The following is a 23,721-nucleotide window of genomic DNA, read 5'->3' as shown; positions in this document are numbered from 1 at the left end:
CCGTGCGCCCTGCCGCGATCGCGGGACCATAGCCCGCGAAGGCGTTCACCGGGCCACCTCGGAAACTCCGGCAGCTGCCACCGGCCGGGTCAGCCGCTGCGCGAGATCGGTGGAGGCGAACTCACGCGTCGACGGGCGACCGGTCCGCGCACCGGCTTCGGGATCGTCGCCGAGCCAGTCGGCCAGCAAGCCCTGCTCTTCGCGCGGCGGCCGGTTCAGCGCGACGCGCACCGGCGAGGGCGCATCGAGGCCCCGGGGCGTGCCGAGCGCGGCAAGCTGGCGCTCGCTTTCGAGATACTGGTCGGCGCGCGGCGGACCATAGCCGAACTCGATCGCATTCCAGTTGGCCAGCTGCTGCTGGCTGGCGCGGGTCTGGAATTCGGTTTCCAGCATCAGCTTGTCGTGCTGGGCCGCGATGATGTGGCGTTCGGTCAGGCGCACCTGGCTCTTCACCGCGTTCACCTTGAAGGTCAGCGCGAGGAGCAGGCCGAAGCATACGGCCAGCACAAGCGCCCAACCGATCTGGCGCAGCCGGGAGCCACCGGCGATCATACCGCTTCCCTCGCCGGTGTGGCGGTGCGCACCGCATGGCGCAGGACGGACGAGCGCGCACGCGGATTGCGCTCGATTTCCGCCGCGCCCGGCTTGATCGCCTTGCTGACGGGAGAGAAGACCGGATCGCCAAGCGCCGCCAGTGGGACGTGACGCGAGGCGCTCGGGGTCGAGGATGCCTCGCGCAGGAAGCGCTTGACGATCCGGTCTTCGAGGCTGTGGAAGCTGACCACCGCAAGGCGGCCCCCTTCGCGCAGCAGGTGTTCGGCAGCCGACAGGCCTTGGGACAGTTCGTCGAGCTCGCCGTTCACGTGAATTCTGATGGCCTGGAAAGTGCGGGTGGCCGGGTCCTTCTTGTCGTGGGGCTTGTGGCCAAGCGCCTTGCGCACGACGCGGGCGAGATCGCCGGTCGTCTCCAGCGGGCGGGCCGCCACGATCGCACGCGCGACACGCCGCGACTGGCGCTCCTCGCCATACTGGTAGATGACATCGGCAATCGCGCTCTCGTCGGCGCTGTTGAGGAAATCGGCGGCGCTTTCGCCTTCCTGGCTCATCCGCATGTCGAGCGGACCGTCGGCCGAAAAGGCAAAGCCGCGTTCGGCCTGGTCAAGCTGCATGGACGACACGCCGATATCCATCACGATCCCGTCGACTCGCGCCACACCGGCCGATGTCATGACGTCGAGCATTTCGGAGAAACGGTGCGGGTGGAGAATAAGGCGCGGCGGGTTTTCCCCCGTCTCGCGCCAGTTGCGACCCGAAGCGATTGCATCGGGATCCCGGTCGAAAGCATGTACCGTCGCGCCGCGCTCCAGCAGCGCACGCGTATAGCCGCCAGCGCCGAAGGTCGCATCGATCACGACATCGCCCGGCTGCGGGTCGAGCGCGTCGATCACCTCGTCGAGGAGGACGGGAATGTGCGGGGCGCGGGTCATTTGCCTTTCGCCTTCGCATCGGCGAGCAGGCTGTCACAGGCTGCCTTGGCGCTGGCCCAGTCGTCGCCCATCTTGGCGAGCTCGTCCGGGTTCCACAGCGTGAAGAAGCGTCCGCCACCCTGGAAATAGAGACCTTCCTCGATCCCGGCGAGGCTGCGCAGGTGATCCGGCATGACGAAACGGCCACTGTCGTCGAAGGGCATTTCGAGGAAGCCGAACAGCTGGCTGGCCCGAGTGTCGCGATCGAAATCCTTGCCGACACGAACGGCGATTTCTTCCTCGCGGTCGAGCTGGGCGTCGAGCTCTTCCTTGCGGCTGAGGCCGAAACCGACGAGGCAATTCCACGTGGGGTGTTTCATGAGGCAGAGAACGCGGCCGTCGCTGCTTTCCTTGACGGCTTTGCGGAACAGCGGCGGAAGCACAAAGCGGCCCTTATCGCCCGCAGGCGAATAGGCTTGTCCGCTGTACCCTCCGAAAGTCACTTGCCCCAATTCCCGAATGCGCGTTCAACATCTCCCCCGGGCAAGACTTCCTCCCCCTCGCCCACGTGAATGGGCGAGCTGCACCGCTCGCGAGCGGTACGCGCATAGACAGCCTTGTCCGATGTCCTGAGGATTTATCGCGGGACGGGCGGGGATGGAAGGGAAAATTGCGGGATTTCACGGGATAAGCCCGCATATATTTGTTTTTATTATGTTATTTTTCCAGCCGCACTCTCGAAACCCTTACTGCTTTGCTAACAAGGTTCTTGGAAACACACGTAATTCCGTTGGGCTGCGCGCAGTTTCCCGCGCCCTCCCCGACTCGCTCCCGCAATTTCCCGTGATCAGAAGTCGAGTGCAGCCGCCACCAGGTTGTCCAGCGCCGCCCTGCGCCGCGAGGGCAGATCGCCCTCACCTTCCCAATCGAGGATGGCGGCATCGGCCAGCAGCGTCACGCGGCCTTCGCCGACCTCGCACTGGGCGAGCAGGCCGCCGTCCGACACAGTGCATTGCGACGGCGCGCTCGCATCGACCTGTACGAACTTGCCGGGGAGATTCACCGGAAACTCCCCGTCATAGGCATCGGTCCAGCGTTCACCGACAGGCTGCGTCTCGTCGAATTGCAGTTCCAGCCCCCACCGCTTCAGGATCGGCGAAATCAGCACGACGTCCTGCGACCGTCTGCGGTCGCCGATGGAAAACTCGCTATGCCGCGTTAGCAGCGGGTCCGCGAAAATGAGCAGGCGTCCACCACCGCGCAGCCAATCGTCGAGCGCGACGTTTTCCGATGGAGCAAGAGGCCGTGGCTGCGCCAGCAGCAAGCGATCGACATTCGCGAGGTTTTCGGGCTCCAGCGCGTCGAGCGGTGCGAGTTCGAACCTGCGCTCCAGCGACTCGCGAACCCAGTCCTTTTCCTGGGCGGTATCGAGGAGCGTGGCCACATCCCCGCCGCTTCCCCAATAGATGGGCAGCGTGGAGAACAGGCCAAGTTGCTCTTTGTCGGCGGCGCTATCCGACGGCGCAACGCTCTGGCCGCAGGCGGCAAGTGCCAGCCCCAAACCGAAAAGCGCAGCCTTAAGGCTGTTGCGGCTGCGGCGCACTGAGATCCTGCTCCGGTGCGGCGGGCGAAGGCGTTCCGGTCACCACGGTAGAGGGCTCTGCGGGCAGTTCCGGCACCACGCCAGCCTCGGCCAGCGGGTCGTTCTGCGGCATCGCCTGCGTCGGTTCGGTGGTCGGTGCCGCTTCCGGTACGGCGGTCGCATCGGTCTGCGCCGCGCGATTGCTCACCACACTGGCCAGCGCGACCAGCAGGACCATCATGACGATGCCCGTCCCGCCGATCTGCAGGCGCTGGAGATTGCGCTCGCGCCGGGCGCGGTTGCCGGGAATGTCCGACACCTCGCCCGTATCCGGCTTGCGGCTCATATCGAAGAATTGCGCCATCGACCGCAGCGATACGCCGCAAGCGCCCGTGCGGTCAATCGTCGGTCTGCAACCAATCGAACACGGGAAGATCCTTAAACGCCAGCCATTCGGGATCGTAGAGCGTCGAGAGATAGCGGAAGCCGGTGTCGCACAGGATCGTGGCCACGCGCGGGTTGTCCCGCCCCTCGGCCACTAGCTGCTTGCCCAGCGCGATGGCGCCCGCGACGTTTATGCCGGACGAAAGGCCGAGGCACAGCCCCTCTTCGCGCAGCAGGCGGGCGACCCAGTGAAGGCCCTCTTCGTCCGACACGCGGAACTGCGTATCGATCGGCGCGCCTTCGAGATTGCCGGTGATCCGCCCCTGCCCGATCCCCTCGGCGACCGAGGAGCCTTCGGCTTTCAGCTCGCCATTGGCGAAGTAATTGTAAAGCGCCGCGCCATGCGGGTCGGTCAGGGCGATCTGCACGGTCTCGTCGAATTCCTTGAGGCCCATGCCGACCCCGGCGATCGTCCCGCCGGTGCCCGCCGCGCAGGTGAAGCCGTCGATCCGCCCGTCGAGCTGCTGCCACAGCTCCTTCGCGGTGCCTTCGATATGCGCCTTGCGATTGGCGGTATTGTCGAACTGGCCCGCCCAGATCGCACCTTCCGTCTCCTCGGCCATGCGGCGCGAGACGTGCTGGAAGTGGTTGGGATCGGCATATTTCGTCGGCGGAACCGTGACCAGCTCCGCGCCCAGCGCGCGGATGGTCTGCATCTTCTCGCGGCTCTGGTTGTCCGGCATCACGATGATCGTGCGATAGCCCAGCGCATTGGCGACCAGCGCGATGCCGATTCCGGTGTTGCCGGCCGTGCCCTCGACCACCGTGCCGCCGGGTTTCAACTCGCCGCGCGCTTCCGCATCGCGGATGATGTAGAGCGCGGCGCGATCCTTTACGGAGGCGCCAGGATTGGCGAATTCGCATTTGCCGAAAATGTCGCAACCGGCTTCGGCGCTTGGTCCTTCCAAGCGGACCAGCGGGGTGTTGCCGATGAGGTCGAGCGTATGCTCGCATACGGGAATTGCTGTCATGTCGGGTGAGGTAGGCGCGCGGGGTGAGCTGCGCAAACTACAAGCGCTTGCACGTCGGAAAGGGAGAGTCTTTGTGGGGTACGCCTTCGACATCCGTCGAAGGCTTGCGGCACCAGCCCACGCCCCCACCCGGCCACCCATAGAATACCGTGCCGTGGGTGGCCGGGTGGGGGCGTGGGATGGAACAGGGCGCAGCGCGGGACGCAGTCACGCGCGAATAGACGCCATCAATCTTCAGGCGCGATAGTAACCTTCAGCCCGTCCAGTTCCGCCGTGAACGGGATCTGGCAGCCCAGGCGCGAGCCGTCGGTGCGGTGATCGGTGGACTCGAGCAGATCGTCCTCGTCCTCGCTCATTTCCGGCAGCTTGTCGGCAAAGGCCTGGTCGACATGCACATGGCAGGTCGCGCAGCTGCAGCAGCCGCCGCACAGCGCCAGCAATTCGTCGAAGCCGTTGTCGCGGATGGCTTCCATCACGGTCAGGCCGTCCTCGACCTCGATTTCGGAGGTTTCGCCTTCGCGAGTGGTGACGATCAGCTTGGGCATGAATGCTTCCTCGGTTGCAATGGGCCACTGGCCCGACCTATGCGGGCGGCTGCTATTCAATCGAACGCGGGAAGGCAAGCACGCGCCGCCATGGGCCTGACGAATGCACAATTGCGCGAGCATCTCGATGCGGTTGCGCGCGACGATGCGACCGTCGCAGCGGCGCTGGAGCGTTGCGGCTATCCCGAAGAGCGGATCAGGCCGACCGGCTATCGCACGCTGCTCCGCACCATCGTTGGCCAGCAGGTCAGCGTGGCGGCGGCTGCCTCTGTGTGGAACAAGCTGGAGGCCGAGCTGGGCGAGGATATGCATCCACAGGATCTGCTAGAGCGCGATTTCGACACGCTACGGGCCTGTGGGCTCTCTCGGCAAAAGCAAGGCTATGCCCGGTCTTTGTGCGAACTGGTGGCCAGCGGCGAACTGAGCCTCGACGACCTGCCGGAAGACGACGAGGCGGCGATTGCCGAACTCATCCGGATCAAGGGCATCGGCCGCTGGTCGGCGGAAATCTACCTGCTGTTCGCGGAAGGCCGCTCCGACATCTGGCCTGCTGGCGACCTCGCCGTACAGGAAGCGGTCGGGCGCTTGCTGGACCTGCCTGCGCGACCGAGCGAGAAAGAGACGCGCATGCTGGGCGAACGATGGCGACCCTATCGCGGAGCCATGGCGATTTTCACCTGGCACACCTACAACAATGCCGCGCTGTAGCGCGTTCGAGGAGAGAAACATGGCGGACCGTAAAGCGATCTTCATCACCGGCGGCGGGTCGGGCATCGGCCGTGCGGTCGCGACCTACTTCGGATCGCGCGACTGGTTCGTCGGCGTCGGGGATATCGACCAGGCCGGCATGGACGAGACGCTCGGCATGATCGGCCACGGCTTCACCTATGCGCACAAATTCGATGTCCGCGACCGCTCTGCCTGGGACGAGGCGCTGGAAAGCTTCGCCACCGCGGCAGGCGGACGCATCGATGTGGTATTCAACAATGCCGGCATTCCCATCGGCGGCTCGCTGGTCGAGAATTCGACCGAGGAAATCGAACGCTGCCTCGACATCAATTTGAAGGGCGTGTTGTTCGGCGCGCAGGCGGCCTATCCGCATCTCAAGAAGACCGCGCCCGGTTCGTGCCTGCTCAACACGGCGAGCGCGGCCGGGATCTACGGCACGCCGGGCGCCAGCGTCTATTCCGCGACCAAGTTCGGCGTCCGCGCCATCACCGAAAGCCTCGACGGCGAATGGGCGGAGGACGGGATCAACGTGCGCTCGCTAATGCCCAGCTTCATCGACACGCCGCTGCTCGACCACACGCCCAATGCGCAGACCAACGAGGGCATTCGCCAGCGGGTAACCGAGGCCGGGCTGGAGATCACCCCCGTGCTGGAGGTTGCACAGGCCGCGTGGGACGCCGTGCATGGCGAGAAGCTGCACACGACTGTCGGCAAGACTGCCAAGCAGATGGCCTTTGCCGCGCGGTGGCTGCCGGGCCGGGTCCGCAAGCAGACTCGCGCCAGTGCACGGCCGCTGGGTCGCTAGCCGAGCAGCGCGTCGATCTTGCGCGCCATCTTCACGTCGCGCAGGCTCAAGCCGCCGGCGTCATGCGTGGTGAGCGTGATCTCGACCTTGTTGTAGACGTTGAACCACTCGGGATGGTGGTCGCGCTTCTCCGCGATCAGGGCGACGCGGGCCATGAATCCGAAGGCTTCAGAGAAATCGTCGAATTCGAACTTGCGCTCGATCGCATCACCGTCGCGGGCCAGCGACCATTTCGGCAAGGCGCTCAGCCAGGTCTTGCGTTCTTCCTCGCTCAGCTTTTCGACCGACATCCTGTTCATCCTTCGAAGACCTCGTCACCTCGCTTGTGACAACGGCGGCTTTTGCCTATCGCTGCGCGCCATGCAAGCCCGCCTCGCCGCGAAAGACCTCGCCTGCCGCCGCGGCGACCGCCTGCTGTTCAGGGCGCTAAGTTTCGAATGTGACAGCGGTGCGGCAGTCCACGTGACCGGCGCGAACGGGATCGGCAAGTCGAGCCTGATCCGCATCCTTGCGGGGCTGCTCCGCCCTTTCGCGGGCGACATCGAAACGGTCGGCGATATCGGTTTGGTAGACGAGCGGCTGGCGCTGGACCAGGCGCTGCCACTGGGCAAGGCGCTGGCGTTCTGGGAAACGCTCGACGGCTGCCGCGATGCGGGCCGGGCGATGGAATTGCTCGATCTCGCCGACCTGCTGGACGTGCCGGTGCGCTTCCTGTCGACCGGCCAGCGCAAACGCGCCGCGCTCGCCCGGTTGCTCAATCGCAATTGCCCGGTCTGGCTGCTGGACGAGCCGCTGAACGGGTTGGACACGCAGGCGCAGAAAGCCTTCGAGGCACTGATCGCGCAGCACTGCGAAGGCGGCGGGATTGCCATCGTCGCCTCGCACCAGCCCATTGTCCTGCCCTCCCCGCGCACCATCGCGCTGGCGGAATTCGCGGCATGATCGGCCCCCTGCTGCGGCGCGATCTCGGCCTGCTGCTACCCGGCGGGCGTGGCGGTGCAGGCGTGCTGCCGCTGCTGTTCTTCCTCGCCGTCGCTATGCTCTACCCTTTCGCGGTCGGGCCCGACGCGCAATTGCTGGCGCAGACCGGCGGCGGCGTGATCTGGGTCGCGGCGCTGCTCGCGGCGGTCCTCCCACTGGAAAAGCTTGTCACCGCGGATCTCGATGCAGGCGTTTTCGACCAGCTGCACCTGCGCGGCGCGAGCGAGGAGCTTGCCATGGCCTCGCGCCTGCTCGCCCACTGGCTCGCCTTCGCGCCGTTGCTGTTGCTGGCAACCTTGCCCGCTGCGGCCCTACTCCGCCTGAGCGGAGAAACGCTGCGGACCGTACTGCTCGGCCTGCTGGCCGGCACGCCCGGCCTCGCCGCCGTCGGCCTGATCGTCGCAGCACTTACCGCATCGCTGCGCGGCGGCGCGGCGCTCGCGGGGCTGATGGTGATTCCGCTGGCCGTGCCGATCCTAATCTTCGGCGCAGGTGCACTATCGCGTCCCGAAAGCAGCGGGCTGCTCTTCACCGCGGCCATCAGCCTCGGCCTCTGCGCCATCGCGCCTTTTTCGGCAGGGGCGGCAATCAGGTCGGCGCGAGAAGGATGAAGTTGCGCGTGCCCTTCGACAGGCTCAGGGCGAGCGGACTTAGCGAATTCGGCCCCGAGCCCGCTCATCCTGAGCTTGTCGAAGGATAGGCACCGCGCCCGAAACCCTACTCAGTACGGCGGCTTGTGCAGCCCCTTCGGGCTTTCGGTGAAAATCTCCACCCCGTCGTCGGTAATCGCGATCGAGTGTTCGAACTGCGCGGAGAGCGACTTGTCACGCGTCACCGCGGTCCAGCCGTCGCGCAGGATCTTCGCATGCGGGCGACCGAGATTGATCATGGGTTCGATCGTGAAGAACATGCCGGGCTTCAGCTGCGGGCCGGTCCCCGCCTTCGCTGCGTGGATGACTTCCGGCGCATCGTGGAACAAGCGGCCGAGGCCGTGGCCGCAGAACTCCTGCACCACGCCATAGCGGAACTGCCGCGCATGCGCCTCGATCGCGGCACCGATATCGCCGAGCCGCGCGCCGGGCTTCGCAGCGGCCTCGATCCCCAGCATCAGGCATTCGTAAGTCACATCGACCAGCTTCGTGGCCTTGAGCGCGGGCTCCCCGGCATAGAACATGCGGCTGGTGTCGCCGTGCCAGCCGTCCAGCAGCGGCGTCACGTCAATATTGACTATGTCGCCGTCCTTCAGCGCCTTTTCGCTAGGGATGCCATGGCAGATCACATGGTTGATCGAGGTGCAGCAGCTATGTGCATAGCCGCGATAGCCCATGGTCGCCGGAACCGCGCCCGCATCCAGCGTCATCCCGCGCACGAGGTCGTCGATCTCGCCGGTCGTCACGCCGGGCTTCACGAACGTGGTCAGCTCGTCGAGAATTTCTGCTGCCAGCCGGCCGGCCTTGCGCATGCCTTCGAAACCATCCTCGCCATGCAGCTTGATGGTCCCGTCGCGATAGACGGTCTGGTCGCCTTCGATCACCTGATATTCTGTCATCCGCGCGACATAGCGATTGCCGCGATGGATTGCGAGCCAATCAGCGCTTCACGCTGAAGGCATCGGCATATTCGGGCTTCACCGCATCGATAACGCTGGCCGTCACCGGGAAATCGAGTTCGTAATCGCCTTCGGCATAGGGACCGGCCACGTAGGGCCCGAAATAGACCGCGATCCGGTCGAAGGTCTTTCCATTCGAGGAGCCGACGAGGATCGATGCCTCGTCCAGTCCCGGGCAATCGTTCGGCCATTCACCATCTTGCCCGACCGGCCCGCCGCGACGCTTTGCTCGGGCCTCGTTCAGCGCGGTGCAGAGCTTCGCCCCGAGGGCTTGCTCGAGATCGACCGGCGAATTGAACAGTTCGACACCCGGCATCCCTCGCCCGGCGGACTTGTCCCACACCAGCGAGCTCTTGCCATAGGTGCCATGCGCCCCGCCGGTGTAGGCATAGAGATCGGCGCTCAGGCTCAGCCAGTCGGGCAGATCGGCGACGACCAGCCATTTCTTCTCGTAACCGCGATTGCGGCAGGACACGCAGTCGGGCGGCGAGTCCGCAAGGGCGCTCTGCCACTCGTCCTTCTGCTCGGCGAGCTGCTCGTCGCGCTCCGCCTGCAATCGCTCGGCAAGCGCCGGAATGGCGGAGGCTGCGGCAGGCCAGCTGTAGGCGAAGGCGCGGGTGTCGCCGTTGTTATCCGAATTGTCTTCGAAGTTGACGGCCTGCGCCTCGCTCGCCGGAGTTGAGGCAGTCGCAGTGGCCGTTGCCGCCGGACGCTGCGCGACGCCCGCCCGCTCGGCATACTCGGCGCCGTCGGAACAGGCCGCACTCGACAGGGCGAGGGAAATCAGGAACAGGTGCGCTCGCATCGCGCTTCCTTTGCGTCAGACGAAATGAACGGGGACTTGCCACTTATGGCCGACACGACACCGCTTATCCAGCCCGATCGGGGCCAAGGCGCAATTGCCATCCATCTGGTCAACAAAGACGGTTTTGCCGAGTGGGCGAAGTCGCTCTCCGCCGGGCAGCGTGCTGCGCTGGAGGCGCAGAAGTTCGACGGCAGTGGATACCAGGTCGGCATCATACCCGATGGCGACAGCTGGTTTGCAGTCGGCGGCGTGGCCAATCCCGACGAGCTGTCGAGCTGGTGTATGGCCAAGCTGGCCGAGGCGCTGCCCGAGGGCACCTATCGCCGCGCGTCAGGCGAGCCCGGCCCGGCCCTGCATGGCTGGCAGACCGCGCAATATACGTTCGAGAAGTACAAGAAGCCCGAGAAGCCCGTCGGCCCGCGCGTCCTCCTGACAAAGGACGCCGGCAAGATCGACGCCGCGATCGCCGAGGCCAAGGCTGTGTGCCTCGTCCGCGATCTGGTGAATACGCCTGCCGAAGATATGGGCCCGGCAGCACTTGAGGAAGCGTGCGAAGCGCTCGCCAAGACGCATTCGGCCAAGCTTTCGGTCACCCGCGGCGATACGCTGGAGCAGGAATATCCGATGGTTCATGCCGTGGGCCGCGCCGCCGCGCGCCACCATGCCCCGCGCATCATGCACCTCACCTGGGGCAATGAAGGCGACACCACCATCGCAATTGTCGGCAAGGGTGTGTGTTTCGATTCCGGCGGACTCGATGTGAAGAGTTCGTCCGGCATGCTGCTGATGAAGAAGGATATGGGCGGCGCGGCCCATGCCATCGCACTTGCGGGCCTGATCATGCAGGCAGGGCTTAAAGTTCGTCTGCATCTGCTGGTCCCGGCGGTCGAGAATGCGATTTCCGGCAACAGCTTCCGCCCCGGCGACGTGCTGAAGACACGCAAGGGCCTGACGGTGGAAATCGGCAATACCGATGCCGAGGGCCGCCTGATCCTCGGCGACGCGCTGACCCGCGCGAGTGAGGAAAAGCCCGACCTCATCATCGATTTCGCGACCCTGACCGGTGCAGCGCGCGTCGCCCTCGGCCCCGAGTTCCCGGCCCTGATGACGCGCCGCGACGACACGGCGCAGGCGCTGATCGACGCAGGCCAATCCCATGACGACGAGCCGTGGCGCCTCCCTCTGCCCGATGTTTACCGCGAATGGTTGGCATCGGACATCGCCGACACGAACAATGCCCATGGCAACGCCTTTGCCGGGGCCAGCGTCGCAGGCCTGTTCCTCGACAAGTTCGTCGGCGAGGGGCTCGACTGGGCGCATTTCGACACCTTTGCATGGCGGCCGAGCGCCAAGCCCGGGCGTCCTAAAGGCGGCGACGCCTATGGCCTGCGCGCAGCCTTCCATATGCTCAAGGCGCGCTATGGGGGGACATGAGTCTCGCCAATCTTGCGGGATCGGCGCCGCGCAGCTAAGCGCCGCGAAACCTTGAAACGGATTTGCCCGAAAGCGTGACCTCGCCTGCAAGCTATACATTGCCAGACGGCATCGTCGGACTGAAAGGTCCGGTGGACCGCCCCGCGCCGGGCACGCTGCCCCTGCGCGGAGACCTGGCGCATATTGCGCTGGCAGGCCGGTATTTGGCCGCGCATTACGTGATACCCCAGATGCGCCGCGTCGGTAGCGAGACCGTGACGCTCAAGATCGCCATGCGCGACGATGCCGATGACGGCGCGACGATCGATGCAGGCACCGAGATCGAGCTGCTCGATTGCGCGGGCGACTGGGCCTGGATCGCCTGTGGCCCCGAGGGACCGAGCGGCTACGTCCGTCTCGGCGCGCTCGCCCCAGCCGCGTGACGCATCGCATATTCATCGACGGGGCTGCGGGCACGACCGGCCTCGAAATCGCCGACCGGCTGAAGGACCGCACCGAGTTCGAGCTGATCGCGCTCGACGACGCGCAGCGCAAGGACACCGCGGCCCGCCGCGAAGCGCTGAACGAGGCGGATGTCGCCATCCTCTGCTTGCCGGACGATGCCGCGCGCGAAGCTGTTGAACTGGTCGATCCCGCGAACGGCACACGCATCATCGACGCATCGAGCGCGCACCGGACCGCCGAAGGCTGGTGCTACGGCTTCCCCGAGCTCGTCGGCCGGGACCGCGTGGCCAATGCGAGGCGAGTCAGCAATCCGGGCTGCTATCCGACCGGCTTCCTCGCGCTAATGGCTCCACTGACAGCTCCGATCCAAGCAATCAAATCGCCTCGAACTCCTGAACCACTAGGCGATCCGACAACAATACTTCCTGTCGATTGGGCGTACTCCGTCAACGCGGTGAGCGGGTACTCGGGCGGAGGCCGAGCGCTGATCGACAGGTTCGAGACCGATGGATCGATCGCGTTTCGCTCGTACGGTTTGCAGCTAGGGCACAAACACCTCGACGAGATGAGAAAATATGCGAGGTTGAAGTGGTCGCCGGTCTTTTCTCCGAGCGTTGTTTCGGCATTCCGCGGTATGATTGTAGATATACCGATCTCCCTCGAAGCAATGGGTGCGCAGCATCCAATGGCCCTGCAATCCGAACTCGAAATGTGGTATGAAGATGATGATGAGATCGTCCGCGTTCATCCAATGCTTGAAACGCCAGTAGAGCTTGTCCTCGAGAAAGATTCGCAGCCTTGGGATGGAATTGACCTTTACGTATGTGCGGATGACGGAGTGACGCGGAACTCATCCAAGCAGGTCCGGCTCGTTGCGAAGCTCGACAATCTCGGCAAGGGTGCCAGCGGGGCTGCGGTGCAGAACCTCAACCTCATGTGCGGATTGCCTGCCACCGCTGGCCTGAGGCTTACCCCTGCCTAAATATTAGGCAGCCCTAGTTCGGTCCTTAAGCACAGCGGTTCAGCAATTCGGAAGCAATTGCGCTGCACCCGCCGAACCATTCCCGAAAATGGCGCAAATCCTTGCCGCCACTTGCTGAATCGATCCCGGCCAGCTTATCCCGCGCTTGGCACGATTCTTGGAACGCCGCGCGCAGGCGCGCATTCGGTTTACCAAGGGCGCAATCCATTCGGCAGGCGGGACATCAGCAAGCGTGAAAAAGATCGAAGCGATCATCAAACCCTTCAAGCTCGACGAGGTGAAGGAGGCGCTGCACGAAATCGGCGTATCCGGCATCACCGTGACCGAAGCGAAAGGCTTTGGCCGCCAGAAGGGCCACACCGAACTTTATCGCGGTGCCGAATATGTCGTCGACTTCCTGCCCAAGGTGAAGCTCGAAGTCGTCGTTTCCGACGACGTGGCCGAGCGCACCGTTGAAGCCATTGCCGCCGCCGCCCAGACCGGCCGCATCGGCGACGGCAAGATCTTCGTCTCGCCGATCGAGAGCGCGCTGCGCATCCGCACCGGCGAGAAGGATAACGACGCAATCTAAATCAACGTGGCGTGCCGCACCGGCGCGCCACTCACGAACCTATCCGTTCAAACGAAAGGCAAGACATCATGGCAAGTGCAAAGGACGTCCTCAAACAGATCAAGGACGACGGTATCGAGTGGGTCGACCTGCGCTTCACTGACCCCAAGGGCAAGTGGCAGCACCTGACCATGGTCGCCAAGATCCTCGGCGAAGACGAGCTCGAAGACGGCCTGATGTTCGACGGCTCCTCGATCGCCGGCTGGAAGGTGATCAACGAAAGCGACATGATCCTGAAGCCCGACCTCGAGCGGGTCTATGTCGACCCGTTCAGCGCCGAGCCGATGATGATCGTCTTCTGCGACATCGTCGAACCCTCGACCGGCGAATGGTACGCCCGCGACCCGCGCACCACCGCCAAGCGCGCCGAAGCCTTCCTCAAGTCGACCGGCATCGGCGACACGATCTTCGTCGGCCCCGAAGCAGAATTCTTCATGTTCGACGATGTCCGCTTCGAAGACGGTTATGCCGGCTCTGGTTACGCGATCGACGATATCGAACTGCCGACCAATAGCGGCAAGGAATACGAAGCCGGCAACATGGCGCACCGTCCGCGCGCCAAGGGCGGATATTTCCCCGTCGCCCCGGTCGACAGCGCCGTCGACATTCGCGGCGAGATGGTCGCGACCATGATCGAGATGGGCCTGCCCTGCGACAAGCACCACCACGAGGTGGCCGCCGCCCAGCACGAGCTCGGCCTTACTTTCGGCACGCTCGTCGAAACCGCCGACAACATGCAGATCTACAAGTATGTCGTGCACCAGGTCGCCCATGCTTATGGCAAGACCGCGACCTTCATGCCCAAGCCGATCAAGGACGATAACGGCAGCGGCATGCACACCCACATGTCGATCTGGGACGACGGCAAGCCGACTTTCGCGGGCAACCAGTATGGCGGCCTGAGCGAAAACTGCCTCTATTACATCGGCGGCGTCATCAAGCATGCCAAGGCACTTAACGCCTTCACCAACCCGACTACCAATAGCTACAAGCGCCTGGTTCCGGGCTTCGAAGCGCCGGTGCTGCTTGCGTATTCGGCGCGCAACCGTTCGGCCTCGTGCCGCATTCCCTACGGTGCGGGCGACAAGGCCAAGCGCGTGGAGTTCCGCTTCCCCGACGCGATGGCCAACCCCTACCTCGCCTATGCGGCGCTGCTGATGGCGGGCCTCGACGGGATCCAGAACAAGATCCACCCGGGCGAAGCGATGGACAAGAACCTCTACGACTTGCCCCCGGCAGAGCTCGCGGAGGTCCCGACCGTCTGCGGCAGCTTGCGCGAAGCGCTCGAAGCGCTGCAGGCCGACCACGAATTCCTGCTGCAGGGCGACGTCTTCACCAAGGACCAGATCGACGCTTATTGCGAACTGAAATGGGAAGAAGTCATGCGCGTCGAAACGACGCCGTGCCCGGCGGAATTCGACCTCTACTACAGTGCTTAACCTTAAGCGGTCATAGCAATCCCATCACCGAGGAGGGCGTCCGGAGCGATCCGGGCGCCCTTTTTCTTCGCGGACCGGACGAGCCTCGTAACGATTATCCCCGATATGTGACGAAAGGGACCGCCAGTTTTGGCGATTTGCACCCAAACCATTTTCCTACTGCGCCATTTCCTGCTTGATCGCTTCGCGTCCTGTTTGAGCAAGGAGCGCTTTCCATGAACCGCAAATCCGTTTTCGATGCCGTCCGCCGGCTGCTTGGTCGGGGGTTTCGCCAATCCGAAGTCGATGCGCTCGACCGCGCACTCGACGAGGCGACCGGCGTTGCTACCGAGAGCCGCGACGGCGTGCAGCACAAGGCAAGTCAGCGCGGGATCGATCTCATCAAGCGCTTCGAAGGATGCGCCCGCGTCAGGCGCGACGGGCTGGTCGAAGCCTATCCGGACCCCGGGACGGGCGGTGCGCCCTGGACCATCGGCTGGGGCGCGACGGGTGCGACCATCGGACCGGGCACCGTATGGACGCAAGCACACTGCGACGCGCGGCTCGAACGCGATATAGCCCGTCATGCGGAGGATGTTGCGCAAGCCCTCGGCAACGCCCCGACCACGCAAGCCCAATTCGATGCTTTGGTCAGCTTCCATTACAATACGGGTGCAATCGCAAGGGCCACGCTCACCAAGCGCCATCTCGCCAGAGATTACGAAGCTGCCACCGCAGAGTTCGCACGCTGGAACCGCGCCGGTGGCCAAATCATGCAAGGCCTCGTCCGCCGGCGCGAAGAAGAAGCACGGCTATATCGCTCCGGGTATCGGATGAACGCCGGCTAAACGCTCCGTTATGAAGGAACCGCGCACACACACGCGGCGTTGCTTTAGCCAAAGGAGACTTAACATGCGTTATATTCTGTGCGGTGCGGCAGCGGTTGCGCTTGCCGCGTCGGGAGCCATGGCGCAGCCGGGAAACGGCAAGGGCAATGGTAACGGCAACGGGGGCGGCGGTCAGTCTGCCGCCTCGATGAACAAAGGTAATGGGAATGCCAACCGCGGTAATCGCGGTAATGGCAATGCCGCCAAGCAGCGTGGGCCCGATCGTCAGGTGCAACGCGACCGTGGGCCGCAGCGCTCGGCCAATCGCGGCAATGGGAACGGAAACGGAAACGACAATGGCAATGCGATCCGTGCCGACCGGGGTAACGGGAACGGCAATGCCGCTCGCGTGAATCGCGGCAATGGTAATGGAAACGGCAATGAATTCATTCGCCGCGGCGATCGTGACGTTCGCTCGGTAACGCGTGTCGACTATCGCGATGGCCGCGACTTCCGTCGCATCGACCGATCGCGCAGCTACATCGAAGGCTGCCCTCCGGGTCTGGCGAAGAAGCGCAACGGTTGCATGCCTCCGGGCCAGGCGAAGAAGTATTACGATCGCGGCCTTTTCGGCCAGTCCTATCGCCCGAGCCTGTTCGGCCTGAACAATTATCGCGACGGTCGCTATGCCTATAACGACGGGTATTTGCTGCGGCTCGGCAGCGGCGGCGGGATCAGCGGTTATATCCCGCTGCTCGGCGGCGCGCTCGGTATCGGGAATCCGTGGCCGAGTTCCTACGATTATTACAACGTCCCCGACTACTACGTCGATTATTACGACCTCGGCCGCCAGGGGCAGTATCGTTATGCGGACAATGTGATCTATCGCTACGATGCGGAAGACGCTGCGATCATGTCGGTTGCAGCGCTGCTGACCGGTGACGAGTTCCAGGTCGGTCAGCCGATGCCGCGCGGGTACGACATCTACAACGTCCCCTATGCATATCGCGACAGGTATTACGACACGCCCGACAGCATGTACCGCTATTCCGACGGTTACGTCTATCGCATGGACCCCGAAACCCGACTGGTCGCCGCGGCGATCGAATTGCTTATCTGAGGAGGATAGCATGAAATCGATCGCTGCAAACGCGCTTACCGCGGTGGCGCTGGCTGCCTTGCCTCTTGTCGCAGCATGCTCAGAAGGGGCCGAGGCCGATGCGGAGACGCTTTCGCAGACCCGCGACGAAAGTACGCAGTCGCTCGGCGGCGCGCTCGGTGCCATGAACGACGTTTCGACCTTGCGAAATGCTCTCACCGAAACGGAACTGGCCGGTATTCTCGATGGTCCCGCAAGCTATACCGTGCTTGCCCCCAACGATGCGGCTTTCGAAAAGCTCGGCGAAGCGTCCGCCGACCTGTCGGAAGAAGAGCAGAAGCCAATTTTACTTGCCATTGTCCGCGATCACCTATTGCCGGGGCACCTCACGCCGGAAACCATCCGCAGCGCTATCGAAGCGCAAGGCGGTTCGGTGAGCATGACCACGCTCGGCGAAGGTGATGTGACTTTCGCGATGGAGGGCGACAACCTTACCGTTTCACTCGGCGATGGCGCCCAGGCGCGCATCATCGGCGAACCGGTGGCGTCCAACAACGGCGTCATCATTCCCCTCGATACCGTGCTGGTCCCGAGCGAAAACGGCTGAAGCAGCTCGCTCAATAGTCGCGGCTGATCTCGGCGAGCACGCTTTCGCGTCCGACCGTCGAGACAGCCGCGAGGAGCGACAGCCAACTCGTCACGCGGAACTCGACCTCGGTCGCGCTGTATCCGCGCCCGTCGGTGATGATCTCCGCATAGAATCTGCGCCCGAAATTCTTGCCCAGCGCAACGCCAGTTCCGCGACCCAAAGCGGGATCGGCGCTTACTATGCGCAGCCGGTCCAGCCCGATGGCGCTACGCAGCTGGTTGATCGGGTCCATCCCACCGCCACCACGCAGGCTGGCCAGCGCCGCGCCGAGCTGCAGCGCATCGGTTGCCGAGAGGCTCGTGACCGATCCGCCGAACAGCAGGCGAGCCAAGATTTCCTCTTCCGGCAGTGCGGGATTGGAGCTGAAGGCGATCTCCGGCTGGGTCGCGCTGCCGCGCACGTTGACTTCCACCGTCAAGCCATCGCTTTCGGTTTCCGCGCGAATGTCGAGGCGCGGGTCGATCGGCTGGTTCGCATCGAATTCGATCCGCCCACGGGTCAGCTCGAAGCGCGTTCCGGCGAAGGTGTAATCGCCGCGCACCACTTCGGCGCGTCCGCCGATGCGCGGATCGTCGGTCGTCCCCCGCAGAATGATGTCGGCGCCCCACTCGCTGTCGAGCCCCATGCCGTCGACGTCGATCCGGCTCGTGGCCGTCGCATCGATCAGATAGCGCCATGGCCGCGATGGTGCGACGGCCTGCTCGCGATTGGCCGGCGTGTTGATTTCGCGCGTCGCGATCTGCGGCAAGCGCAGATCGTCCGCCGCCGTTCCCAGACGCCAGCTGGCTCGATCGACGCGCACCCGGCCCGCAATCGTCCCGCCAAGGCCGTTCGACACGATACGCAATGGCCCGCTGATAGTGGCATTGAGTCCGTTCGCCTGCAGCAATTGCGCGTTCGATGCCGAGGCCCGCAGGTCGATGATCGGCCCACGCACCTCCAGCACCCGCCCCTCGACCGGCTCGCCGATGGTGCGCAGATCGACGATCCCGCTGCCGCTGACCGTGCCGCCGTTCGGCGTCTCGCCGCTGAAGCGCGTCAGTTGCAGCCGCGACCCGGAGAAACGCCCGCGCATCGCGACGCTGCGGATGTCGGTGCCTGATAGCGAACTCTGTACGCGCATAGCATCGCTCGAGACCGACCCTCGCACCGTCGGATCGGCCAGCGTGCCGGTAGCATCCGCAGCGACCGAAACCGGCCCGGTCAGGTCGAAGGCATCGATGGCGGCAAGGCGCCAGAGACTTTCGGCCGCACCATTGTAGCGCAGCTGGCCGAACAATCGCCCTGCCCGCAGGCGTTCGAGCAGATCGCCCGATTGCGGCAGGCCGGAAATGCGCGCCTGCAAGCGTCCGCGCCGGATGTCCTCGTTACGCATGAGCGCGCGGGTTTCGAGATCGCTTTCCGTAAGACGCGCCACCAGCGACAAATCCACCGGCCGAGACGTCAGCACCAGGCCGGAGCGCGTCAGCCCGTCGACTTTCACGCGCGCGAGCCCGACCGGCAGGCCACCCTGCCCGACGCGGTATTCGACCGTGCCCGAGATCGTCCCGCCGAGTCCGGTATCCGCGCTCGCCAGATCGACCAGCGACAGCGGCATACGCGCAAGCTTGAGATCGAGCTCGGTCCGCTCGCCGCCGAACAGCCCGGCGGCGATCATTCCGCCATCGCCGTAGATCACTTGCGCCGGCGCAAGGCGCCACCCGGCGTCGGTGCTGGTGAGCACCGCGCGGCGCGGCATCTCGATCGCCTTGCCCGCGAATGTCCCGTCCAGGGCCACAGCAATTTGCTCGGGCCGGAAGCGCGCATTCATGTCCATTTCGAAGCGCGCGTTGCGGCGGCCCGAAATCGAGGCATCGACGCTACCGATCCCGTTCTCGACCTCGCCCTGCGCGGCGAAACGACCGATGAAGAGCGAGCCGTAAGAGAGACCTGCTCCGCGCGCCGAGCCGGAGAAGCTGGTCAGCCCATCGCCCACCACACCCGTCGCATCGATCCGCGCGCGGGCGATACGGATGGGGGTGGTGCCGCCGAAGCTGGCGTTGCGTGCGGTAAGATCGACGTCGACACCCTGGCCACCACCGCGCGGTGCCAGCGCCACAGTCCCGTCGAGTCCCCCGCCCACGAACGCGAGATCGCCTTGTGCGCCGCCATCTACCAGCGTCAGCGCACCGGTGACGGTCGTATCGCTGACGGTAAGCGTCTCGACGTCTATGCGGGTGGGCCCGTTCGCCGGCGAAAATAGACCGAGCTGACCTGCGAACGGCCCGAGCGGCGAACCGCCTTCGGTCTCGATGGCGAACCCCTCGTCGGTCGGTGCGATCGCGACGCGCACGTCTGTGAACCCGCTGACGGGTTCTGCGAATACGAGTTCGGCCTCGGGACCGGAGTCCGTGAGCGCGGCGACGACGGTAAAATCGCCATAGTCCACATGCCGCCCGCTGCCCGCGATACTGGTGGTGCCGTCACGCACGCTGCCGTTCAGCCGCATCGCAAGCTTGCTCGCATCGAGCCTCACGTTGTCGAACACGAGCGGGCGATCCCCGCCGATGGCCAGCCCGCCGCGCACACGGATCGGCGTCCCGGCGAGATTGGCCAGCGTGTCGTTAGTGACGGGCGAGATCCGCGCATCGAGATCGGCGGACACGCGCCAGGGCGCGCCCGACGCAAGCGTCAGGTCGATGACGGCCGTGCCGCCTGCCGTACCCACATTGTCGAGCGCCAGCCGGTCGGCGCGCACCGGCCCGCGGATCTGGTAGCTGCCGCTGTCGAGGTTACCCCGCAGCGCAAGGTTCGCACCGAGACCGGGGAAGGCGATGCGCAGGTCGTCCGCCAGCAATTGCGAGCCGCTGAGCACGATCGTCCCTCCGCCGCGTCCGTTGACGAGGCGTGGATCGACCAGCGTATTGCCGCTGGTGATGCGGCCGACGGCCAAGTTCAGGGGTAGCGTCCAGCGCGTCCCATCGTAGGTCGCAGTGCCCTGCTGCCGGACATTCGCCAGGACGGTTCCGCTCGCATCGAGTTCATCGACCCTCAGATCGTGCACGATGGTCAGGTCGGAGAATTCCCCGTCGATCGTGGCGTTCACTTCGCCGCCGCGGATCGCGAGGTCGGGCCCGAAGAGATTGGGGTCGCGCAGGAAGCCCTGCACGACCAAGTCGTCGGCGCGGTTCTCGGCGAGATCGACTGCGCCCTCGGCATCGAGCCGAATGCCGCTTCCGAGCAGCTGCGTGCGCCCGTCGAAAATGCGGTTGTCGATAGTGGCGGAGGATCTGATCGCGACATCGCTGCCGAGCGCTGCCAATGGCAAGCCCTCGAGGAAGGCAGAGGGGTCCACCTTGCCGACCAGTCCGAAGCGTCCGCTGCGATTGGTGATCTTGAGCGCGGCGACGCGATCCATTTCGCTGCGCAGGAGGAGGCCGCCGTTCCAAGCGCTCCAGGTACCGGATCCGCGCACGCGCGCCTGATAGGCTTCGTCGAGGCCTGCCAGAGCCACCACCGGGCCGTCGGCTGCCGCGTCGAGATCGAGCGACAGGTCGAAATTGTCCCCATCCGGTTCGGCATCGAGCAGCAATGCGATGCGATCCTGCTGGCCCAGACGACCGTCCGCCTCGACCATCAACCTCCGGTCGGTGACCTGCACCTCGCCCGCGAGATCGACGCGCTGGGCGGTGTCGCCCGCGATGCCGGGGGCGAGCATGAGATTTTCGATCTCGAACGAGTCGATCGAGATGTCGAAACCGGGCAGGATCGGACCTTCTTCCTCGCTCGGGATAAATTCGGGAATGCGTTGCAGGGTGGCACGGCGCGCTGCGAAGCTATCGATTTCGAGCCGATTGTTCAGCCATGCGCCGGGGTTCCAGTCCACCTCGGCCCGCGGGATGGTCATGAAGACGCCCTGCGGGTCGGACAGGCGCACATCGTGCAGCACGGCAGCGCCGTAGAGGTTCCCCTCGATCCGCCCGATCTGGATGTTGAGCCCGTTCGGCAGCGTCCGCTCGCCGATCTGCTTGGCGAGGAAGCGCTCTCCCAGCGGCGTGTTCAGCACGACCACCGCGCCGACGATCAGCAGGACGATCGCCCCTATTATCCCAAGCAGCCATTTGCCGACGCGGCCCATGCGCGATTTGCGGCGCGGCGCGGGATCAGCGGCGGGTGCCGGTTCGACTTCGGTGGTCTCTGCCATCAGAAGGCCTGCCCCAGTCCGACATAGACCGCGACGGGAGAATCGTCAGGACCGGGATTGAGGGGCACGCCCACGTCGAGGCGGATCGGGCCGAAGCCCGTGGTGTAGCGCACGCCGATGCCCGCGCCGATTTTGATCTCGCCGAAGTCCGGCGTCGCCGAGGTCGAGACGCTGCCCGCATCGACGAAAGGCACGACCGACACGGCGCCGTCGAGGAAGCCGGTGCCGATCCGCGCCTCGAGCGAGAATTCGACGAGGCTGCGTCCGCCGATCGGTTCGTCGAATTCGTTCTTCGGCCCGATCGAGCGATAGGCATAACCGCGCACCGATCCGCCGCCGCCTGCATAGAGCCTGCGGGATGGAGCCACACCGACGAGGTCTGCGCCTTGGATAGTCGCGACGCGCGCCCTGGCCGCGACCACGTAACGGTCGCCGATCGACTGATAATACGAAGCGTCCGCTTGATTGCGCAGGTAATAGTATTGCTGGCCCTGCGTTCGCGAGGTTTCCGGGGCAAGGAATCCGGTCAGGCGATAGCCGCGGGTCGGGTCGAGCAGCGAATCGCTGGTGTCGATCGTGGCGCGACCGAAGATCGAGCCGACGAAATAGGTCTGGCGCGGTCGCGGCATGCCGTCGACGATGCGATTGCGCTCGTCGGTGGCGAGGATTTCCGCGCCGACGGCCCAGGACAGCGGCTTCTGGAACAGGAGCGTCGACAGCCGCTCATAGGTGCCGGTCAGCGCCACGGTGTTCGCGTCATAGGCCGCATTGTCGATCGTCGAGGCATAGGCGTCGAGCGTCAGCACCTTGTCGCGGCCGCCGAGATTGTTGCGGCGGAAGGTCACGCCGGCAAGCTGCTCTTGCGTGCCGACGATACCGCGCACGCGCAGCGATCCTTCGGGGGGGAAGAAGTTGCGATGCTCCCAGCTCGCCTGGACCCGGATGCCCTCTTCCGAGCCATAGCCGATCGCGCCCGCGATGGTGCGCACCTTGGCGCGTTCCAGTTCGACATCCATCGCCACCACGCCGGGTTCGTCGCCCTGCGGTGCCTGCACTTCGCGCGGCGTGACCGAGACTGTCGAGACGAGGCCGGTCGCCGTGACAGCGCGGCGCAGGTCGAGATCGAGGCTGCGCTGGTACACATCGCCCGGATCGAAGCGGGCGATCGAGGCCAGATGCCGCGAGGAAAGGAAGTCGGGATCATTACTGACGACTTCGCCGAACACGTACTTCCCGTTCGGGCGCACCGGCATGGTGAGGTCGCCTTCTTCGCGCTCGTGATCGATCAGCAGTTCCGGCTCGTCGATCTCCGCGAAGGGATAGCCGGTCTCGCCCAGCTTACGGTCGAGGTCGAAGCGTTCCTGCACGATGGTGTCGCTCTGCAGGAAATCGCCCGGCTGGATTTCGAATGCAGCGCGCAAAGTGTCCGCATCGGGCGCGGTAGGCAGCTGGCCAAGGTCGATGGCGCCGTAGCGATAGCGGTCGCCGGGAATGACATCGAAACGCACGCGTGGGCTGGTATCGGCATTGTCCTCACCCGGCTCCGGCGAAGCGAGCGTCCGGATGACCTGCCCGTCGTAATATCCATAGACCCGCAACAGGGTCTCGAGCAGTTCCTGATCGGCCTTGGCGCGGGCTGCAACCTGCGCTGGATTCTCCTCCCCGTCGTCCTCCAGTTCCTCGATTGTCGACAGCGCCTCGAAGCGCTCGACGAAGTCGGCGCTTTCGAGGAACGGGGGCTCTTTTTGAGGGAAGGCCAGGACCAGCGAGTCGGAAAGATCGAAGGTCTCGGCTTCGTCGAAGGCGAGGCGCGGGTTGTCGGGTAGCAGGTCGACGAATTCGATATCTTCGTTTGGTTCGAGATCCTGCAACGGCTCGAACTCCAGATCTTCGGGCCAGGCGAGGTCCATGCCGGGAATGTCGTCGATCGGCGTGTCCGCCTCGATCTCGGAGAACGCTTCTGGCTCTGCCGGCTGCGGACCGTCGGTGCCCTGCGCTGCCCAATCTTCGGGATTATCGAGCGCGCTGTCTGGGATCAGCTCCTCGAGTTCCTCTGCAGTCGAGCGATCTTGCGCCAGCGCGGGTTGGGTAACGAGCGCAGCCGAAGCTATGCCGAGCGCCAGGGCCCGGCGAGCCAA

Annotated in this window: 24 protein-coding genes; 12 read left to right on the top strand and 12 right to left on the bottom strand. The window is 64.8% G+C overall.

The window, feature by feature from the left end; all coding sequences use genetic code 11:
• Positions 1 to 45: 45 nt before the first annotated feature.
• The 7 genes from Q9K02_RS05330 to Q9K02_RS05300 all read right to left on the bottom strand — a co-directional run bounded on the left by Q9K02_RS05330 (position 46) and on the right by Q9K02_RS05300 (position 5,008).
• Positions 46 to 552, bottom strand: coding sequence for a hypothetical protein (locus Q9K02_RS05330; RefSeq protein WP_305931954.1), 507 nt, complete (start codon positions 550 to 552; stop codon positions 46 to 48).
• The gene (rsmH, locus tag Q9K02_RS05325; protein WP_305931953.1) at positions 549 to 1,487 is read right to left on the bottom strand and encodes a 16S rRNA (cytosine(1402)-N(4))-methyltransferase RsmH; all 939 of its coding nucleotides are present in this window, start codon (positions 1,485 to 1,487) and stop codon (positions 549 to 551) included. Before rsmH ends, Q9K02_RS05330 begins: the two co-directional genes overlap by 4 nt.
• Positions 1,484 to 1,969 carry a division/cell wall cluster transcriptional repressor MraZ gene (locus Q9K02_RS05320; RefSeq protein WP_340310323.1) on the bottom strand — a complete coding sequence of 162 codons (486 nt, stop codon included), beginning with the start codon at positions 1,967 to 1,969 and terminating at the stop codon, positions 1,484 to 1,486. Before Q9K02_RS05320 ends, rsmH begins: the two co-directional genes overlap by 4 nt.
• A gap of 344 nt (positions 1,970 to 2,313) precedes the next feature.
• Positions 2,314 to 3,069: a Gldg family protein gene (locus tag Q9K02_RS05315; protein WP_305931951.1), complete on the bottom strand. Its 756-nt coding sequence runs from the start codon at positions 3,067 to 3,069 to the stop codon at positions 2,314 to 2,316.
• Positions 3,044 to 3,412, bottom strand: a complete 369-nt coding sequence (locus Q9K02_RS05310; RefSeq protein WP_305931950.1) for a hypothetical protein — start codon at positions 3,410 to 3,412, stop codon at positions 3,044 to 3,046. The genes Q9K02_RS05315 and Q9K02_RS05310 overlap by 26 nt, the downstream gene beginning before the upstream one ends.
• A gap of 34 nt (positions 3,413 to 3,446) precedes the next feature.
• On the bottom strand, positions 3,447 to 4,463 hold the full coding sequence (locus Q9K02_RS05305) for a cysteine synthase A (RefSeq protein WP_305931949.1): 1,017 nt from the start codon (positions 4,461 to 4,463) through the stop codon (positions 3,447 to 3,449).
• Between the two features lie 227 nt (positions 4,464 to 4,690).
• Positions 4,691 to 5,008 carry a 2Fe-2S iron-sulfur cluster-binding protein gene (locus Q9K02_RS05300; RefSeq protein ID WP_305931948.1) on the bottom strand — a complete coding sequence of 106 codons (318 nt, stop codon included), beginning with the start codon at positions 5,006 to 5,008 and terminating at the stop codon, positions 4,691 to 4,693.
• 90 nt (positions 5,009 to 5,098) lie between these two features.
• Here Q9K02_RS05300 and Q9K02_RS05295 point away from each other — a divergent pair, with 90 nt between their 5' ends.
• Together Q9K02_RS05295 and Q9K02_RS05290 are read left to right on the top strand one after the other, a co-directional pair.
• The gene (locus Q9K02_RS05295) at positions 5,099 to 5,716 is read left to right on the top strand and encodes a DNA-3-methyladenine glycosylase family protein (protein WP_305931947.1); all 618 of its coding nucleotides are present in this window, start codon (positions 5,099 to 5,101) and stop codon (positions 5,714 to 5,716) included.
• Positions 5,717 to 5,735: 19 nt separating this feature from the next.
• Positions 5,736 to 6,542, top strand: coding sequence for an SDR family oxidoreductase (locus Q9K02_RS05290; protein ID WP_305931946.1), 807 nt, complete (start codon positions 5,736 to 5,738; stop codon positions 6,540 to 6,542).
• On the opposite strand, the gene Q9K02_RS05285 is transcribed toward Q9K02_RS05290, so the two are convergent.
• Complete coding sequence (locus Q9K02_RS05285; RefSeq protein ID WP_278327406.1) at positions 6,539 to 6,832, bottom strand: 4a-hydroxytetrahydrobiopterin dehydratase; 294 nt, start codon at positions 6,830 to 6,832, stop codon at positions 6,539 to 6,541. The genes Q9K02_RS05290 and Q9K02_RS05285 overlap by 4 nt on opposite strands.
• Before the next feature lie 70 nt (positions 6,833 to 6,902).
• Here Q9K02_RS05285 and ccmA point away from each other — a divergent pair, with 70 nt between their 5' ends.
• Both ccmA and Q9K02_RS05275 read left to right on the top strand, forming a co-directional pair.
• Positions 6,903 to 7,484, top strand: a complete 582-nt coding sequence (gene ccmA / locus Q9K02_RS05280; protein ID WP_305931945.1) for a heme ABC exporter ATP-binding protein CcmA — start codon at positions 6,903 to 6,905, stop codon at positions 7,482 to 7,484.
• A complete protein-coding gene (locus tag Q9K02_RS05275) occupies positions 7,481 to 8,134 on the top strand; it encodes a heme exporter protein CcmB (protein WP_305931944.1) in 654 nt (217 codons plus the stop codon). Before ccmA ends, Q9K02_RS05275 begins: the two co-directional genes overlap by 4 nt.
• Positions 8,135 to 8,244: 110 nt before the next feature.
• Here Q9K02_RS05275 and map read toward each other — a convergent pair whose 3' ends face one another.
• Positions 8,245 to 9,072: a type I methionyl aminopeptidase gene (gene map / locus Q9K02_RS05270; protein ID WP_278327409.1), complete on the bottom strand. Its 828-nt coding sequence runs from the start codon at positions 9,070 to 9,072 to the stop codon at positions 8,245 to 8,247.
• Between the two features lie 40 nt (positions 9,073 to 9,112).
• Entirely contained in the window at positions 9,113 to 9,937 is an 825-nt protein-coding gene (locus Q9K02_RS05265) for a DUF3298 and DUF4163 domain-containing protein (RefSeq protein ID WP_305931943.1), read from the bottom strand.
• 45 nt (positions 9,938 to 9,982) lie between these two features.
• Between Q9K02_RS05265 and Q9K02_RS05260 the strand changes: the two genes are divergently transcribed.
• The 8 genes from Q9K02_RS05260 (at position 9,983) to Q9K02_RS05225 (ending at position 17,358) form a co-directional block, all read left to right on the top strand.
• On the top strand, positions 9,983 to 11,371 hold the full coding sequence (locus Q9K02_RS05260) for a leucyl aminopeptidase family protein (RefSeq protein ID WP_305931942.1): 1,389 nt from the start codon (positions 9,983 to 9,985) through the stop codon (positions 11,369 to 11,371).
• A gap of 74 nt (positions 11,372 to 11,445) precedes the next feature.
• Positions 11,446 to 11,793: a hypothetical protein gene (locus Q9K02_RS05255; protein WP_305931941.1), complete on the top strand. Its 348-nt coding sequence runs from the start codon at positions 11,446 to 11,448 to the stop codon at positions 11,791 to 11,793.
• Positions 11,790 to 12,797: an N-acetyl-gamma-glutamyl-phosphate reductase gene (gene argC, locus Q9K02_RS05250; RefSeq protein WP_305931940.1), complete on the top strand. Its 1,008-nt coding sequence runs from the start codon at positions 11,790 to 11,792 to the stop codon at positions 12,795 to 12,797. Before Q9K02_RS05255 ends, argC begins: the two co-directional genes overlap by 4 nt.
• Before the next feature lie 232 nt (positions 12,798 to 13,029).
• Positions 13,030 to 13,368, top strand: coding sequence for a P-II family nitrogen regulator (locus Q9K02_RS05245; protein WP_305933453.1), 339 nt, complete (start codon positions 13,030 to 13,032; stop codon positions 13,366 to 13,368).
• Positions 13,369 to 13,436: 68 nt separating this feature from the next.
• Complete coding sequence (glnA, locus tag Q9K02_RS05240; protein WP_278327415.1) at positions 13,437 to 14,846, top strand: type I glutamate--ammonia ligase; 1,410 nt, start codon at positions 13,437 to 13,439, stop codon at positions 14,844 to 14,846.
• A 215-nt stretch (positions 14,847 to 15,061) separates the two neighbouring features.
• Positions 15,062 to 15,673 carry a lysozyme gene (locus Q9K02_RS05235; RefSeq protein WP_305931939.1) on the top strand — a complete coding sequence of 204 codons (612 nt, stop codon included), beginning with the start codon at positions 15,062 to 15,064 and terminating at the stop codon, positions 15,671 to 15,673.
• A gap of 64 nt (positions 15,674 to 15,737) precedes the next feature.
• Positions 15,738 to 16,772, top strand: a complete 1,035-nt coding sequence (locus Q9K02_RS05230) for a hypothetical protein (protein WP_305931938.1) — start codon at positions 15,738 to 15,740, stop codon at positions 16,770 to 16,772.
• Between the two features lie 10 nt (positions 16,773 to 16,782).
• A complete protein-coding gene (locus tag Q9K02_RS05225) occupies positions 16,783 to 17,358 on the top strand; it encodes a fasciclin domain-containing protein (protein WP_305931937.1) in 576 nt (191 codons plus the stop codon).
• 10 nt (positions 17,359 to 17,368) lie between these two features.
• Here the strand turns inward: Q9K02_RS05225 and Q9K02_RS05220 are convergent, their stop codons facing one another.
• Together Q9K02_RS05220 and Q9K02_RS05215 are read right to left on the bottom strand one after the other, a co-directional pair.
• Complete coding sequence (locus Q9K02_RS05220) at positions 17,369 to 21,583, bottom strand: translocation/assembly module TamB domain-containing protein (protein ID WP_305931936.1); 4,215 nt, start codon at positions 21,581 to 21,583, stop codon at positions 17,369 to 17,371.
• Positions 21,583 to 23,721, bottom strand: coding sequence for an autotransporter assembly complex protein TamA (locus Q9K02_RS05215; protein ID WP_305931935.1), 2,139 nt, complete (start codon positions 23,719 to 23,721; stop codon positions 21,583 to 21,585). The genes Q9K02_RS05220 and Q9K02_RS05215 overlap by 1 nt, the downstream gene beginning before the upstream one ends.

Origin of the sequence: Qipengyuania profundimaris (assembly GCF_030717945.1) — a bacterium.
GTDB lineage: Bacteria > Pseudomonadota > Alphaproteobacteria > Sphingomonadales > Sphingomonadaceae > Qipengyuania > Qipengyuania profundimaris.
Note: the sequence above shows the minus strand (reverse complement) of the source record. Positions and strands in the feature narration are given on the sequence as shown.

Bases quoted from the DNA above. Each gene is read 5' to 3' on its own strand.
- Q9K02_RS05330 (WP_305931954.1), bottom strand. From the start codon at position 552: ATGATCGCCGGTGGCTCCCGGCTGCGCCAGATCGGTTGGGCGCTTGTG.
- rsmH (WP_305931953.1), bottom strand. From the start codon at position 1,487: ATGACCCGCGCCCCGCACATTCCCGTCCTCCTCGACGAGGTGATCGAC.
- Q9K02_RS05310 (WP_305931950.1), bottom strand. From the start codon at position 3,412: ATGGCGCAATTCTTCGATATGAGCCGCAAGCCGGATACGGGCGAGGTG.
- Q9K02_RS05305 (WP_305931949.1), bottom strand. From the start codon at position 4,463: ATGACAGCAATTCCCGTATGCGAGCATACGCTCGACCTCATCGGCAAC.
- Q9K02_RS05300 (WP_305931948.1), bottom strand. From the start codon at position 5,008: ATGCCCAAGCTGATCGTCACCACTCGCGAAGGCGAAACCTCCGAAATC.
- Q9K02_RS05295 (WP_305931947.1), top strand. From the start codon at position 5,099: ATGGGCCTGACGAATGCACAATTGCGCGAGCATCTCGATGCGGTTGCG.
- Q9K02_RS05290 (WP_305931946.1), top strand. From the start codon at position 5,736: ATGGCGGACCGTAAAGCGATCTTCATCACCGGCGGCGGGTCGGGCATC.
- Q9K02_RS05285 (WP_278327406.1), bottom strand. From the start codon at position 6,832: ATGTCGGTCGAAAAGCTGAGCGAGGAAGAACGCAAGACCTGGCTGAGC.
- ccmA (WP_305931945.1), top strand. From the start codon at position 6,903: ATGCAAGCCCGCCTCGCCGCGAAAGACCTCGCCTGCCGCCGCGGCGAC.
- Q9K02_RS05275 (WP_305931944.1), top strand. From the start codon at position 7,481: ATGATCGGCCCCCTGCTGCGGCGCGATCTCGGCCTGCTGCTACCCGGC.
- map (WP_278327409.1), bottom strand. From the start codon at position 9,072: ATGACAGAATATCAGGTGATCGAAGGCGACCAGACCGTCTATCGCGAC.
- Q9K02_RS05265 (WP_305931943.1), bottom strand. From the start codon at position 9,937: ATGCGAGCGCACCTGTTCCTGATTTCCCTCGCCCTGTCGAGTGCGGCC.
- Q9K02_RS05260 (WP_305931942.1), top strand. From the start codon at position 9,983: ATGGCCGACACGACACCGCTTATCCAGCCCGATCGGGGCCAAGGCGCA.
- glnA (WP_278327415.1), top strand. From the start codon at position 13,437: ATGGCAAGTGCAAAGGACGTCCTCAAACAGATCAAGGACGACGGTATC.
- Q9K02_RS05235 (WP_305931939.1), top strand. From the start codon at position 15,062: ATGAACCGCAAATCCGTTTTCGATGCCGTCCGCCGGCTGCTTGGTCGG.
- Q9K02_RS05230 (WP_305931938.1), top strand. From the start codon at position 15,738: ATGCGTTATATTCTGTGCGGTGCGGCAGCGGTTGCGCTTGCCGCGTCG.
- Q9K02_RS05225 (WP_305931937.1), top strand. From the start codon at position 16,783: ATGAAATCGATCGCTGCAAACGCGCTTACCGCGGTGGCGCTGGCTGCC.
- Q9K02_RS05220 (WP_305931936.1), bottom strand. From the start codon at position 21,583: ATGGCAGAGACCACCGAAGTCGAACCGGCACCCGCCGCTGATCCCGCG.